Source organism: Pseudobdellovibrio exovorus JSS (assembly GCF_000348725.1).
Taxonomy (GTDB): Bacteria; Bdellovibrionota; Bdellovibrionia; order Bdellovibrionales; family Bdellovibrionaceae; genus Pseudobdellovibrio; species Pseudobdellovibrio exovorus.
Window position 1 is genome coordinate 1399844 of sequence record NC_020813.1, and the last position, 14179, is coordinate 1414022.

At 39.1% G+C, this 14179-nt stretch carries 14 protein-coding genes; 6 read left to right on the forward strand and 8 right to left on the reverse strand.

Annotated features, from left to right (window positions below; translation table 11 throughout):
• Positions 1 to 13 precede the first annotated feature (13 nt).
• Genes A11Q_RS06925 through A11Q_RS06935 form a run of 3 tightly spaced genes read right to left on the reverse strand, consistent with a single transcriptional unit; the run spans position 14 to position 1650 of the window.
• Positions 14 to 301, reverse strand: a complete 288-nt coding sequence (locus A11Q_RS06925; protein WP_015470084.1) for a hypothetical protein — start codon at positions 299 to 301, stop codon at positions 14 to 16.
• Positions 302 to 1267 (reverse strand): class II fructose-bisphosphatase, encoded by a 966-nt coding sequence (gene glpX, locus A11Q_RS06930; protein ID WP_015470085.1) that lies wholly within the window; start codon positions 1265 to 1267, stop codon positions 302 to 304.
• The gene (locus A11Q_RS06935) at positions 1246 to 1650 is read right to left on the reverse strand and encodes an acyl-CoA thioesterase (protein WP_041575843.1); all 405 of its coding nucleotides are present in this window, start codon (positions 1648 to 1650) and stop codon (positions 1246 to 1248) included. Before A11Q_RS06935 ends, glpX begins: the two co-directional genes overlap by 22 nt.
• A gap of 51 nt (positions 1651 to 1701) precedes the next feature.
• Between A11Q_RS06935 and pgsA the strand changes: the two genes are divergently transcribed.
• Entirely contained in the window at positions 1702 to 2244 is a 543-nt protein-coding gene (gene pgsA / locus A11Q_RS06940; protein ID WP_015470087.1) for a CDP-diacylglycerol--glycerol-3-phosphate 3-phosphatidyltransferase, read from the forward strand.
• Positions 2245 to 2472: 228 nt separating this feature from the next.
• Here the strand turns inward: pgsA and A11Q_RS06945 are convergent, their stop codons facing one another.
• Complete coding sequence (locus A11Q_RS06945) at positions 2473 to 2919, reverse strand: hypothetical protein (RefSeq protein ID WP_015470089.1); 447 nt, start codon at positions 2917 to 2919, stop codon at positions 2473 to 2475.
• 120 nt (positions 2920 to 3039) lie between these two features.
• Here A11Q_RS06945 and A11Q_RS06950 point away from each other — a divergent pair, with 120 nt between their 5' ends.
• Both A11Q_RS06950 and A11Q_RS06955 read left to right on the forward strand, forming a co-directional pair.
• Entirely contained in the window at positions 3040 to 4665 is a 1626-nt protein-coding gene (locus A11Q_RS06950) for an HDIG domain-containing metalloprotein (protein WP_015470090.1), read from the forward strand.
• Positions 4666 to 5700: a glycosyltransferase family 2 protein gene (locus A11Q_RS06955; RefSeq protein ID WP_015470091.1), complete on the forward strand. Its 1035-nt coding sequence runs from the start codon at positions 4666 to 4668 to the stop codon at positions 5698 to 5700. It abuts the gene before it with no gap.
• Positions 5701 to 6336: 636 nt separating this feature from the next.
• Here the strand turns inward: A11Q_RS06955 and A11Q_RS06960 are convergent.
• Positions 6337 to 7056: a glycosyltransferase family 2 protein gene (locus A11Q_RS06960; protein ID WP_015470093.1), complete on the reverse strand. Its 720-nt coding sequence runs from the start codon at positions 7054 to 7056 to the stop codon at positions 6337 to 6339.
• A 21-nt stretch (positions 7057 to 7077) separates the two neighbouring features.
• Between A11Q_RS06960 and A11Q_RS06965 the strand changes: the two genes are divergently transcribed.
• Positions 7078 to 8568: a glycosyltransferase family 2 protein gene (locus A11Q_RS06965; RefSeq protein ID WP_015470094.1), complete on the forward strand. Its 1491-nt coding sequence runs from the start codon at positions 7078 to 7080 to the stop codon at positions 8566 to 8568.
• Here the strand turns inward: A11Q_RS06965 and A11Q_RS06970 are convergent.
• Together A11Q_RS06970 and A11Q_RS06975 are read right to left on the reverse strand one after the other, a co-directional pair.
• Positions 8565 to 9548, reverse strand: a complete 984-nt coding sequence (locus tag A11Q_RS06970) for a glycosyltransferase family A protein (protein WP_015470095.1) — start codon at positions 9546 to 9548, stop codon at positions 8565 to 8567. The two genes, A11Q_RS06965 and A11Q_RS06970, sit on opposite strands and share 4 nt — an antisense overlap.
• The gene (locus A11Q_RS06975; RefSeq protein WP_041575142.1) at positions 9545 to 10909 is read right to left on the reverse strand and encodes a hypothetical protein; all 1365 of its coding nucleotides are present in this window, start codon (positions 10907 to 10909) and stop codon (positions 9545 to 9547) included. The genes A11Q_RS06970 and A11Q_RS06975 overlap by 4 nt, the downstream gene beginning before the upstream one ends.
• Positions 10910 to 10997: 88 nt before the next feature.
• On the opposite strand from A11Q_RS06975, the gene A11Q_RS06980 reads away from it, so the two are divergent.
• Positions 10998 to 11582, forward strand: a complete 585-nt coding sequence (locus tag A11Q_RS06980) for a hypothetical protein (protein ID WP_015470097.1) — start codon at positions 10998 to 11000, stop codon at positions 11580 to 11582.
• 83 nt (positions 11583 to 11665) lie between these two features.
• On the forward strand, positions 11666 to 12946 hold the full coding sequence (locus tag A11Q_RS06985; protein WP_148284960.1) for a hypothetical protein: 1281 nt from the start codon (positions 11666 to 11668) through the stop codon (positions 12944 to 12946).
• On the opposite strand, the gene A11Q_RS06990 is transcribed toward A11Q_RS06985, so the two are convergent.
• The gene (locus tag A11Q_RS06990) at positions 12947 to 14161 is read right to left on the reverse strand and encodes a PulJ/GspJ family protein (RefSeq protein WP_015470099.1); all 1215 of its coding nucleotides are present in this window, start codon (positions 14159 to 14161) and stop codon (positions 12947 to 12949) included.
• Positions 14162 to 14179 lie beyond the last annotated feature (18 nt).

Consider the following 14179-nt stretch of genomic DNA (forward strand, 5'->3'; position numbering starts at 1 on the left):
TATTCTTGAATTATTATTTTTTAAACAGAGCCTCTGCAGCCGCTTTCAGGCGCGCTTTTTCATCCATTGGACCTGAGCCACCTTTTCTAACAGTAAAGAAGTCGCAGTAATTTCCTTTTTCCTTGTCCCTAACAACTTCCGCACTGGGTTCGCGACATTCATTATAGGATTTAACGTCATAGAAATCGCAGTTCTTACAGACGTGCAAGTCCGATCGGCAGTGAAGGCACTCTTCGCGAAAACTTATTTTAGCTGTAACAGTATTAGCTTTGTTACAGTGAAAACAAATTAACTCTATCATTTAGCTCAAAGCCTTCTTTACAGAAAAATTATGAAAGGCTTCGATATTACGGATTGTTCCCGTCTGCGAACGCATCACCACCGATTGGGTTTGAGCGCGACCTCCCGCTAAAATCTTAACGCCTTTTAAAAGTGGTCCATCGGTAATACCTGTTGCACAAAACACAACATGTCCTGATGCTAAATCCTCTAGCGTAAATTTTTTATCTAAATCCTTAACACCCATACGAGTCGCGCGTTCACGCTCTTCTTGGTTGCGGAACTTAAGACGACCTTGAAAGTCTCCGCCTAAACAGCGCATAGCGGCCGCCGAGATAACACCTTCTGGCGCGCCGCCAATTCCCATAAGAAGGTCAATCCCAGAATCATTCCATGCCGCAGCCACTGCTGCTGATACATCTCCGTCGCCAATCAATTGAATACGCGCACCAGTTTTTCTAACTTCAGCAATCAGATCTGTGTGACGAGGACGATCCAGAACAACAACGGTCACATCCCCTACAGGTTTACGATTAGCTTCTGCCACGCGATGCACATTTTCTGTAGCACTCAGATCAAGATCAATAAGACCTTTCGCCGCAGGGCCAGTTGCGATCTTTTCCATATAGGTGTCGGGTGCATGTAAGAAACCACCCTTTTCTGCACAGGCAATAACTGAAATCGCTCCAACTCCGCCTTTGGCACAAATCGTAGTTCCCTCTAGCGGGTCTAAAGCAATATCAATCTCTGGCGAGTCATCACGCTTGAAGCCCACTTTTTCGCCAATAAATAGCATCGGCGCCTCATCACGCTCACCTTCACCAATAACGACTGTTCCGTTGATACGAACGGAATCAAAAGCTTTTCTCATGGCATCAACAGCCGCTTGATCTGCTGCTTTTTCATCTCCGCGCCCCATCCATTTTGCTGATGCTAACGCTGCTGCTTCTGTTATACGTACAAACTCTAGAGCCAGGTTTCTGTCCATTTTTCTTTCTCCACTTGCTTTACCAGTTCCGGACTTGGTTTTTTAACTTTAAAATTAAGATCTAAACAACAATGAGTCGTCTGCGCCACACACATCGATACTTCATTCACTAAGAGTCTATACTGAAAAATGAGTCTGATTTTTTCAAGCTTCACTTGCGTCTGAATGACAACTCTGTCCCCAAAACGGATGGGTTTGATGTGTCTAACCGCTGTTTCAAGCACAGTTAATCCAAAGACATCCTCAATTTTTCCACCAATCAGCCCATTTCTGCGACACCAATCCACACGTGCCTCTTCACAGAAGCGTAAGTAGTTAGAATGATGGACAATACCCATCATATCGGTTTCGTACACATGAACATCACGGCTGAATGTAGACACAGCTCTCATCTTGACAGAGCCCTACAAATCAAACAACACTTATTGAGTCGCATGAGCAAATTGCCTTTATATTTAACTCTTTCTCGGATTTTTTTAATTGTTCCAACAGCGTTCTTTCTTTACATAGATCAAAGCTGGGGAGCATGGATTGCTGCCATACTTTTTACAGCAGCCTCTATTACAGATTATTATGATGGCTACTACGCTCGAAAACTCAATGCCGTCTCGAATTTAGGAAAATTCCTAGATCCTGTTGCCGACAAAATTCTTGTTTCTGGAATTTTGATCTTACTATTACAACGCGGGCAAATTGACCCTTGGCTGATCATTTTAATCATCACGCGTGACACTATCGTTGCTGGCGTCCGCGCCGCTGCTTCGGCAGATGGTATTGTTATCGCCGCTCAAACAGCGGGCAAATGGAAGGCTGCGATCCAAATGATCTCAATTCCTATGCTTATATTGAATGATTTACACCCCTACTTCCCCAATCAGAAGATAGGTTATGGACTTCTTTGGCTCAGTGTATTATTGAGTCTTAAAAGCGGCTATGACTATTGCCTCGCTTACTTCGCGAGCACAAATAAAAAGTAAAGTAGATTTAATATGCTATTCTATATGCAAATGAAGAACTGGTTTTTGATTTTTTTGATGTTAACTATCGCCTATATGATTCATCAAAAAACAAGCCCAGCCAGAAGCTACGCTCTAAAACCTATCTCGAGTATTTCAATTATTCGCTAATATTCAAAAGTAGACGCCAAGAAACAGCAGGCTAAAGATTCAAGCCTGCCTTTTTATCAAACACCCTTTTAGTTTAACTTAGTGCCAAAGAAAGAAGAACTTCAAGTTCTCCCAAACGCCCTGCTCTGGCATTTGGCTACAGTCTGTAAAGTTCCGCAAAAGTCTTGCATTCTGATACGTATTTCCTTTGCTGAGCATCCATGGTGGATATGGAAAGTACGCTGCAATCACACAGTTTCCTAGATTTACAGCCGCCCATTGACGGTCCTCACTGGAAGCCACAAATATTTCACCTGAGTGTCTATCTTTGATTCCGATAGAAAATGAAAAAACCTGTGGATTCACAGGGTCTTGTCCATTGTTGGTCACGACAGCTAAGGGAACGATAACTTTTTCAGCAGCTACCACTTCACCGACAACCTTCTTTTTAAAAACGAACGTCCAGTTGAAAACAAATAGCCAGATGATGGCAAAGACCACAAGACCACGCAATAACCACTTTTTCGCAAGCATTAAGTATTTCATTTTTTGTTTTATCCTATTTCATTTTTATCCTAGAAAAAACAGACCTTTGCACCTTATAACGCATCTTGTTTTTTAAAGCCTTTCTTGAGTAACTCCCAACGGAAGGAATACACTTAACCAATGGACATAACTCAAATTCTCATATGGTTAGCTATCGGCCTTTGCGTTGGCGCCGTCCTTATCTACGCCTCGTTTTTTATGGTTCGCCAACAGATCCTCAACGAAGCCAAAGAAGAGGCTACCGAACTACTTAAAGAAGCACGCGAACAATTCGAAGCGGAAGAAATCGAACGCAAAGAACGTATTCAAGAGATTGAATTGGAAGCTTGGTCAGAAGTTGAAGAACAACATCTTTCTTTAGAACAAAAGTGTGAAGACCTTGAACTTAAAGTTACAGGTAAGAAAACTTTAAACGAAGAAAAATATAAAACGCTAAGATCTTCTCTTATGATAAAAGAAAATGAGCTTCGCGATATATCCATGAAGCTTAAAGATAAACAGGCTCACTTCGATAAAATCATCGAACAAAAACGTGAACTTGAAAAATCATTTCAAGAAAGCCTGTTGAACAAAACGCAACTGGACTTCAAAGACGTCCTTGCTGACATCCAGAATAAGCTGATTCAAGAAGCACAACAGGATTATCAAAAGTATTCTGAACTTGCCGAGGAAGAAGTTAAAGAGTTTGCTGAGCAAAAAGCTAAGAGGATTATCTCGATCTGTATCGATAGATTCCATAAAGAGATGAGCACAGAACGCGGTATTGCCGCAAGTTACTTCCCTTCAGAACATGCCCGCAAGATATTCAGTGATCATCTGAAGGAAAATATTGAGGTTATTCAAAAAGCCAGTGGATGCGATATTCATATCGACGAAAATCCCGATCAAGATCGTTGGCAGAATATCCAAATCATTGGCTATGACCCTGTTCGCCGCGAGCTAACTCGACGTATCTTCGATCGTATTTTCCGCGATATCGAAAAACATAAAAAGAAAATCCTTCCTAATGAACTTCAAAGAGTCTGTGAAAATTTAAAAAGTGAGCTTTTAAATCAAATCAAACGCGATGGTGACTTGATTTGTAAAGAACTCGGACTTCAGCACGTCAACCCAGAGGTCCGTCAGGTTATGGGCTCCTTGAGATTCCGTTACTCTTATACTCAAAATCAATACTTTCACTGCGCAGAGGTGGGATGGTTTGCTGGCCTACTGGCTGCAGAGCTTGGGAACGAAATCAAAAAGTCTCGCCGTGCGGGTATGCTACATGATCTAGGAAAAGCCCTCGATCACGAATTAGATGGAAGCCATGCTGTTATCGGCGCTGACTTTATCTCGACTCGCGGAGAAAAAGACGATGTCATTTATGCGGTCCGCGCCCATCACCATGATGTCACACCAACACATGATATGGACTTCTTAGTTATTGCTGCCGATGCCATTTCTGGCGGACGCCCTGGAGCACGTCGAAGCACTGTTGAAACCTACACGCAGAAGGTTTCAGGACTACAAGAGATCTCAAAACGCTTTCATGGTGTTACAGATGTTTTTGTCCTTAATGGTGGACGTGAATGCCGCGTACTTGTTAACTCAAGACAGGTCGATGATTTGGGAGCATTAAAAATCTCTCAGCAAATTGCGAAAACTATCGAAGATGAAATGCAGTACCCAGGCCAAATCAAAGTTGTTGTTGTACGTGAAACAGTGACCTCTGAAAGCACATCAGGTCGCAACAAACAGGACAGATAGATGATTCGCTCTTTGACTTGCGGCATAGTTATTTATGACGAGATTAAAGAGATTCAGAATCTTATTCCAAAAATCAAACTGGAACTAAAAGAGTTTGATGTTGAATGGATTTTCGTACTCAACCATGAACAAGCCGAGATCAGAAAATGGATCTCGGACTGGATCAAAGCCAACATTCCCAGCGCTTTATGCCATGAAAACCCTAGTAATAATTTGGGCTTTGCAAGGCAGATTATTTTAGAAAAAGCCTCTCATGAATATATCTACTTAACAGATCCAGATATCGATATCCTATCTGGTAACTTAAAAAAGCTAATTCAGTTAGCCAATGTTGAAATCACCAATGAGCCTGATTTAAAATTCTTAGGTTATGGAGGAACAGTAACCCATAGATCAACGAATTCCTTGCTACAAAACACATTTGATCTGATGTCTAAGATTTCAAAACTTATTCCCTTTTCTTTTCAAATCCAAAACCATACGTTTTTAATGGCCGTTGATCACTTACCCTCTTGTCACCTACTCTTAAATAAAAGGCTTGCTATGAGGATTGGTGGTTTTTCTTCCGCTTTTCATAAATATGGTGAAGATCTGGATTTCACCCATAGAGCCTATACTCACAACTACCGCTTCGTTTTCTTACCTTCGGCGCAAGTTATCCATTGGCAGAACTTCAGCACTCTTCGCTGGGTTCAAAAGATGTTTCAACATGGTCGTATTCAAATCCCAGTTCAAAGAATGAATTGGAAAGGTGGATTACGCTACTACAGATTGATACCTTTACTCACGCTACTGGCCGTGACTGTGTACAGTATCCTCAATATCTACTTTCTACTTTTTGGATTAGCTTTCGTGACTTTGCTTGGCCTTTTCAACACCGGCATCATTGGTTTTTTCGTTACTTATATCGCTTACTCATTCGGGGAACTTTTTGAGCTAATCGTGCCACTCTTTGAATACAAAAATGCAGAACAATTGCAGGCGATAAATAAAGACCTGAGACTCCAACTCGGCGAAGCCAAAAACCATAACTAACCGCCTCTTGGGGATACTGAATCATCTTGTCTTCATTATAACCATGCAGAAACGCACGCCGAACAAAATGTTGCCATGAGGTGGTTGTAGAATGAACCACCTCAAAATCTACTAAGGTCTTAAGTTCAAAACCATTCCCCTGCAGCAAGTAAGATAAGTATTTATCTTCTGCTCCCCAAAAATTATCTTTTTGATGCTCTAAGGCAGGAAGCTCTGTCCAACTTCTGACGAGAAAAGCACCACCCAGAAAAAAATTGAATTTGGATTCAGGACGGAAAGAGTGCTCAACCCAAATATTCGCCACTAAGTTATGAGCTTTCTGCAAATAAGAAGCACACATTGGGTTGGCGTAATACCCCGCATAGACCTCGCTCTGTTGAGAGGATTTTTGCACTTCTACTAAACTTGTCAGCACCTGCAGACTTTTTGAAGTCATACGACAATCATGGTCTAAAAAACAGAGCCATTGCTCTTGATGGCTTTTGATAAAATCATAACGACTTTGCGATAAAGGATTACACCAAACGATTTGGGCTTGAGCGATCCCCATAGCGACAAGATCACGCCGTGCTAATTGATATGAACTTTCCGATTGTGCAAATATAACAAATACTATTTGCTGTAAGCCATCTTTTGTTACGATTGCCACTTTTTCATCACCACAAAAAGAAAAAGAAACCCATCCTTTACAACTGATAACTTCGAATCCCCGACACGATCGCGATAAGCGATGGGAACTTCTGATAACTTCCACTTATTTTTTACACTCAAAGCGGTGAACTCGATTGAAAATGCCAAGCCATTATCCTTTAAGGCAATGACCTCACCTTTTTTCGAAGCTTTGAAAATTCTCATTCCCGAACAAACATCACTTAGTTTTGAGCCCAACAAAACCCTTAAAAGCCAAACATAAAGTCTATTGCCCAAAGATCGTATAATGGAAATATCAGAGTTCGAATGAATTCGAGCACCATAGACAATATCCAAATCCTCTTGGTGGAGCTTCTTCCACATATCTATAAGGCTCTTTAAGGGATAGGTGTTATCCAGATCAAGAAAAGCCAAGTAGTCTGCTCTAGCATGGGCGTATCCATATTTCAGTGCCGCTCCGTAACCTTGTACGGGACAGGAAATAACCTGAAGCCCCTCTATTGAGGCTTCTAGTTTTTTCAGCAATTCTAAAGAACCATCAGTTGAATTATTATCAACAATCAGAACCGAAAAATCTATATTTGGGACAATTTGCACGCGCTTGAGTTCTTCTAAAAATAGGCGCAGTTCCTTTTCAAAGAAAGGAATACAATCGACCTCATTATAACATGGCACAATAAGCGCGAGACTAGATTTTTTGAGCATCGCTTATTAGAATAAACTCATATGAATTTGCTGTCTACTGACAACTCGTTTTATCGCTACAACATCAGTAATAGCCACGATCTGAGCGAGTCTTGCTTTAATCGAAGACAAAGCAAAGCTCAATATAACAACAAAAAGTCTTTCTTCTTTAACATAGAATCAAAGCTGGAAGATCCCACTTTAGCCCGCGATTTTTTATCTTCACATCTTAAAGAAAAAGATATTCTGTGCTGTACGATCGAAACGCATGATGCCTTTTATAAATCTGTTGAAAAAACGAAATATGTCCTCTTAATCCGCCAAGCCAGCGACTTACCGTTCCTATTAGAACATCTAAAAACCATAGAGAATGTGCTTTTGATCCCAACGAATAAATCTGATCTCGCTAGCTTTACTGAGTTCCATAAAACACATAACGACAAACTTAATATTTTCTGGAGGTTCTTACCTTTCAGCGAGAATACACCTCAGTCATTAACAGTAAAAGACATCTGTTCGACACACATCGACTACAAAACGATAACGGGCCTGGAAATTTACAACCCGAATATTCCACATCATTACGAATTAGTACCACAAAGCAATATCTCTTATAAAATCCGCTGGAAGACCCAATCAAAAAATCCCGAGAACATTCGTATTTCTGTTATCATCCCAACATTTAATAATTCTATATTTCTTTCAAATGTTGTATGGCACCTCATCAGACAAAATACGTCTCAGGATCTTTACGAAATCATCATCGCAGACGACGGAAGCACCGATAACAGCAGCGAAGTTTTGTTCAATCTCTATCATAAGGCATTTGATGGACAGGTAAACATCACCTATATTCACTGGAGTAAACAACATCCTCAGCGCGGCGAGCAAAACTTCTTCCGTCCGGGCCTTTGCCGCAATTTAGCTGCCCATTACAGTAAAGGGAATTATCTGTTCTTTTTAGACTCCGATATGCTCGTTCCCAATAACTTCATTGAGACCTGCCTGAATGAATTTACGCAAACGGATGTGATGCAATTCCAACGTTTCCATATAAATCAGGAAAAAAGCTTACAAAATCCTTCTTATAAAGATATCCAAATTGAAAAAGATACCTATATTGAAGAAAAAAACTATTGGTCACAGCTGTTCTTCTGCCGTAACTGGAGTGATCTACCCGACTATTGGAAATACACATGCACCTATGCTCTAGGCATTGAAAAGAAAAAGTTTTATGAACTCGGACTTTTTAAAAAATATTATATCTCTTACGGATTTGAAGATACCGACTTAGGATATGAAGCTTTTAAAAGGCGTTTACGTTTTTCCTTGGTAAAAGTCCCTTTGTTACATCTGACTTCATACGATTTGATGCAGTATAAAAACTCAGCTTCCAAACGGTATACTCTTTTGAAGGTGACAGCTGAGCTTTTCTTCTTGCAGCACTTACAACCAGAACTATTAACGCTTTTTGGTAGCTTCTATCGCTCTCAGCGCTCTTTAAAATTTCGCCTTAAAGAGCTTTGGCGTTAAAAACGGCTACCGCCATCTTGTTTTGATTGAATATCTTTTTTGAGCTTATCCATCAGGTGATAACGCCCTTGATTGAGACTACTCACTTGATCACGAAAAAAATGGGGTATAATTTTCCAAAGAGCTTTCTGTTGACGATAATATCCATACCAAAAAGCATAGTTCAGATACCAAAGCACCACCCGATACAAAAATGGCTTTTCATCACGCAGAGATCTATAGCTAGCCAACCGGAAGGTACTATTAAACTTTTGGTCAGAATAAGAAGCACCCATCCCTTGCTTAATAGTTTTACGAGTTAACCCAAAAAAACTTTCCTGCGTATGATGAATCAAATCCAAATCAATAAGAACTTTTTTCAGCCCTTTAGCTTCAGATGCTCTAAAGAAATCCATTTCGGTTCCACCATATATCAGGTTTTCATCAAAGCTAATGCCAGAAATTTGAATTAACGACTTCTTAGCAGAAAAGTTCCCGCCTAAAAGAAATTGGACTTCGTTCGCCGCACCTTCTTGTTTCTTTCCCCACAACAGCCACTGCTGTTGAATATAATTGTAGATTTCGTCAAAGAATTTAGTACTGGCTGGAAGCTGGTACCCCCCACCAAAGGCAAAGGTAGAAGGATTCGCTTGATGTAGATCAATGTGGATATCCAGAAAGCGAACTATATCTAACTCACAGTCATCATCCAAGAAGAGCAACAGTTCAGCTTTAGACTCTTGAATACCAATATTTCTGGCAATATTGGCTCCAATTTTTTCAGAAAATAGAAAATGAATATTCGGAGTGGACAAATAAGAAGAAAAGCGCTTTTGTAACTCATTTTTTTTCTGAGTTACTCCGCCATTAAAAACAACTAAAGTCTCGATACTTCGATTGGGAGTTTTAAATATCTGTTTTTGAATTGAATTCAAGAGCTGTTCTAATCTATCTAAATCAACACCTATACTTGGAATAATTATCGAAATTGATGGCGTCATTTCATTAACCGCTTAACTCTAGTATTATATTGATAATTACAAAACCAATAGACTTTACGAATTGGATACAGCAAATAAAGCTTTGTTATACGATAAAGGAATGTACTTAAATCATAAATTAAGCCGTATCCTTTATAAAGGCACATTAGAAAGAAATGCCTAATATCGTATTTTATAAAATTGATCGCACCAGTAATAAGAACGAAATAAAGATAATAAAAGACACGATAATATAAAAAATAACCTACTTTATAATAAAGAAAATTCCAGACATGTAGCTTCAAATAACTCCATGTATTCATGATAATTTTATAAAATATAAAATTCCAAATATAGACCTTTAAAAAAGCCCAAATATTCATAAAAACCTTATAAAATATAAAATTCCAAATATAGATTTTAAAAAAGGCCCAAGTGCCTAAGATTATTTTATAAAAGATGAAGTTAATCGATTTTACGAGTACTTGGTGATAAAGAAACAAAGTCCCTTTAAATATATAATTGAAGTAAATTCTATATAAAAATTTATAGACAAAAACATCCATAAATCTATCCCATACGCGAACAAATGCATGATAGCTATCAATAAAAATACCAAAAGATTTAAAGCCCATCATAAGTAATAAATGACGAACTCCATAAGCAATTTTAATCGCCACAATCTTAACTAAAACAAATCCATAATTAAGAGTCTTCCAAAGTCCTCCCAGAAAAATCAGAATATATTTCCAGATTATCGCTTTGCAAACAAAACCTAGGAAGGATAACAACTCAAAAAAACGATATACCAAGCGCACATTAGAGTGTTTCACTCTTTCGAAGAAGCCCTTTGCCTCGTTTATTGGATTAACAAAAAATTTTAAAAACAAAAGAAATATCAGTGGTAACCCAACTGTTTTCGTTTTTACTTTTTGTGTTTTGATAGCTGGCATCTTCAATATAGAAATATTTTTTGTTTTGAATTGTCGACTAATATACTGTCGATCTTTTAAAGCTGTTGAGTTTAGATGACCACACAAAATGATAGTTTGAGTTGCCGCTATTCCTAATTCTTCCAAATAGGATAAGTCGAAATGTTTATGTGACAGAACGTAATATCTTTTCAGACTATCCTGAGAAGATATTTTTTCCTTTTCAGCCTCAGAAAGGTATCTGTACAATAGAACGGCGCCGACCTCTTGTTCGAAATTATAATCTACATCAATCTTTTTTAAATCTAATTGCCCATAACGATTTTCTTGTATGAAAAATCCCGATTTATTATCTTCCACAGGACGTACTTCTACAAAATTCATTACGTACAACATATGTTGCCGAATATCTTGCTCTTGTCCGTAGAAAATCAACTTACTTTCGTTCACTCTTCTATCATACAAGGCGAACTCACAAAGTAAATACTGTATTTAATAATCTTGCTAAGCCCATATTTTAGTGAAAACATATCCATATATGAAGCAGATTTCTTTCTCGGCAGACGCTTTTTCTCACTCACAAATCAAATCTAAGCTATGGCTTTCCAATAGTTTTTCCACTTGGTATCGTAAATACTTTTTACCTCAAAATAGCTATACACTTCATTGGTATGGAAGTTGGGTGGGACTAGGTCCTTTTATACTACTCATTAACTCTGATATACAGATTGATCGCATTGATTTATATGACCTAACCTTAAGTGATCTGGAAGTTTCTAAAAAAATACTTAATTTTTTCGATTGCGAAGGAGTTCACGTAGTCCCTCACCATCAAGATGTAAACCAAGTACCTCCTGTAGGGATAGAAAATCAAATTTTTATCAATACGTCCTGCGAACATATGGCATCACAGGACTGGTTAATTAAGATTCCCAAAGACAGCTTCATAGTTTTACAAGCTACAGATATGCCTCACAAAGAACACATCAATAGCCCGCAAAGCCTAGATCACTTTATTGAAAAGTATGCCGATCACTTGAATATATTAGAAACAGATCAATTGCCCTTTGAGTATCCAGATAAATCTTTTACGCGTTTCATGATATTTGGTACAAAAAAATGAAAAAATATCTTGGTTGGATTTTATTGCTTCCACTGCTAATTTATGGCTGCTTCTACCATATTTCATCTTCGGAATTCTGGCCCATGACGATTTCAAAAACATGGTGGAATTGGTCGTTTTTTGAGCCATCACAATTACAAAAGCCCCTTTTTTCTTTCTTTCTTTCGTTTTTCCACATTCTTCCCTTAAGTGATTTAACCCATATTTATTTCGTTAAGTTTGCATTTTCTCTATTAGGTATAGTGGCGCTGTATATCTTTATAAAATCTGCCATTGAAATTTCTCAAAAACAAATCACACACAACAAACTCATCTTGATTGCTCTTCTTTTTTGTCTATTTAGCCCTATATTCTTGAAAAACTTCTCTCGGATACGTTCAGATCAAGTTGGTTTTCTATTCTTTATCCTGTCTGTATATTTTTATTTAATCAGAAGGATGCGACTTTCTTTTTTGTTCGCAATACTACTTCCCATCAGCAGTATTAAATCCATTTTATTTTTCATCCCCTTAGCTTTTATTATCCTTCCTCAATACTTAAGCTATTTTAAAAAGCTGAACTTTATAAAAAAACTCAACTTAACGCTTCTAACCCTTGCTGCCTTAGTTTGGGCTATTGGTTATAATTTATCCGCTCTTTCTTACCTGATCGCTACCTACCAAGATGCTTCTTTCCCAACTGTCTATTTAAAAAATTTCGTTACTGTAGAAATGCCATTTATCTTATTAAGTATCTTAACATCCTTATGGATCTTGCTTAATAAGCGGCTCCGCCTTATTCCTTATGCCCTTGCCTCTCTTAGTTCGTTAGCACTTATTGTGGCGATACCTCAATCTTACTCCTACTATATCGCCAGTTTTGTCCCTATAGTCTACCTGCCACTGCTTACCGTCTTAATCCAATATGGATTCCAATACAAAAAGGTCTTTGTCACAACGCTATCTCTATGCCTGCTGTATTCGAGCATTATGATGTGGAAGAAGAACCTTCCCTATTTTATTTCTAGTTGTCCGCAAATACTTTTTATCTCAAAAGCCTCAGCCTTAACTAATCTTCATGGGTTTAATTATCTTGATGGGATGGGGATGCTGCCTCGGCAAAATCTGATTCCTTGCTTCGCTTCCCCTTCTGACCCCATAGCGAATAATGGCTGTCGCGAAGCCTTAGAAAATCAGCCGGATGTTATCATTATCACACAAAGACTTCTAGAACTTGGAAATGAGTCATTCAAGGTAGCTGCTGAAAATTATTTTCAGGTCTATCCCAACTACTGGGTACATCAAAAATACAAAGAAGAAGTCGAAATAAAAAAGGGAGATCTTGATAACCTCCCCGTGCCTTTGATTATATTTATGGTGGATTAATTACATATCCACTTTGTAACAGCTTAACGAAACGTAATCCGTCCGACCGCTATAACTCTGTGCAATACCTAAAGAGCATTGCCCAACCGTCGTATCACCATAAGTAGAACTCGGAGGTCCCGATGGACAACGCTGACGAATAGTATAAAGCTCCCCCGGAACCGCGATAAATTTAGCTTCTACGATCGCATTGGACATAGCCCACTGCCCCGCAGTAGTTGTACCCTCAGCAATTACTGTACTGTTAGTTACATTATATATCTGCACCCCAAAACTTCCTGTCGAGAAAGCCTGCGCATTTACGATACAACTATAAGGTCCTCCATTATTGGCTGTGAATGTAAACCTTGTTGCTGGAGATGAAAGCTGGTAAAGAGAAGAATCTCCACTTGGGTTTTGCCACAACCCCCTGTCTCCACCAGTTGGGTAATATCCCCACCCCGCTGTACAAGCTCCGGCTCCTGCATTTGCACAACTAGGAGTTGAATTTGCTGGAGTAAACCCCATAGTCAGACGGAACTGACGATTGGTTTGAACAGCCGTACGTTTTACGACGATATCATAACGACCATCATTTTCTGGTCCTTCTAAGTCAATTCGCGACAGATTCCCTTGATCTATCAAGCCTCTGAAGCGATGCAAGTACCCTTGATTCGATGGATTGTAAATTAAACGACCCACAATTTTAACTTGCGGGTTCACACACGTTGTCCCTGATGGACAAGTGTACATATACACTAATCTATAAGAGATCGGACATGAGTCATTCCCCATGTTTCCAGTTTGTGAAGACGTAAAAGTACTACAGGTGGCTCCGCTTTCAGTAAAGCCGTTTGAACCTGTACCAGCCCAATTTAATAAGTTAAACGCCTCATTGTTAGCGGCATCTCTGACAACTAATTTTTGAGGAGCCGTTCCTGCGATGACAGCACAGGCGGTTGTATCGCGCAAACACGCTGTTGACTGATTCGCAGGGGTAATGGCTAAGTTGTTGGAATCAGCCAAGGTGTAGGTCCATGCCTGCTGATCTCTTAGCATATTCTCGATCCGGATTTTATTTTCACGAAGAGTGGCTAGAAGAACGGTTTTCTTTTGCTCGATCATCGAGTTCTGAATCATGGTCGCAATACCCAACGACACCACTGCCGTTAGACCTGCCGCGACCAGAACTTCGATAATACTTATACCTTTTTGATTACGAACTTGATTCATCATAATACGTACTACCCCATC

Excerpts from the sequence above, each read along its gene's own strand:
- pgsA (WP_015470087.1), top strand. The coding sequence starts at position 1,702 with ATGAGCAAATTGCCTTTATATTTAACTCTTTCTCGGATTTTTTTAATT.
- A11Q_RS06990 (WP_015470099.1), bottom strand. The coding sequence starts at position 14,161 with ATGATGAATCAAGTTCGTAATCAAAAAGGTATAAGTATTATCGAAGTT.
- A11Q_RS06970 (WP_015470095.1), bottom strand. The coding sequence starts at position 9,548 with ATGACGCCATCAATTTCGATAATTATTCCAAGTATAGGTGTTGATTTA.
- A11Q_RS06960 (WP_015470093.1), bottom strand. The coding sequence starts at position 7,056 with ATGCTCAAAAAATCTAGTCTCGCGCTTATTGTGCCATGTTATAATGAG.
- A11Q_RS06980 (WP_015470097.1), top strand. The coding sequence starts at position 10,998 with ATGAAGCAGATTTCTTTCTCGGCAGACGCTTTTTCTCACTCACAAATC.
- A11Q_RS06950 (WP_015470090.1), top strand. The coding sequence starts at position 3,040 with ATGGACATAACTCAAATTCTCATATGGTTAGCTATCGGCCTTTGCGTT.
- A11Q_RS06985 (WP_148284960.1), top strand. The coding sequence starts at position 11,666 with ATGACGATTTCAAAAACATGGTGGAATTGGTCGTTTTTTGAGCCATCA.
- A11Q_RS06965 (WP_015470094.1), top strand. The coding sequence starts at position 7,078 with ATGAATTTGCTGTCTACTGACAACTCGTTTTATCGCTACAACATCAGT.
- A11Q_RS06955 (WP_015470091.1), top strand. The coding sequence starts at position 4,666 with ATGATTCGCTCTTTGACTTGCGGCATAGTTATTTATGACGAGATTAAA.
- glpX (WP_015470085.1), bottom strand. The coding sequence starts at position 1,267 with ATGGACAGAAACCTGGCTCTAGAGTTTGTACGTATAACAGAAGCAGCA.
- A11Q_RS06945 (WP_015470089.1), bottom strand. The coding sequence starts at position 2,919 with ATGAAATACTTAATGCTTGCGAAAAAGTGGTTATTGCGTGGTCTTGTG.
- A11Q_RS06925 (WP_015470084.1), bottom strand. The coding sequence starts at position 301 with ATGATAGAGTTAATTTGTTTTCACTGTAACAAAGCTAATACTGTTACA.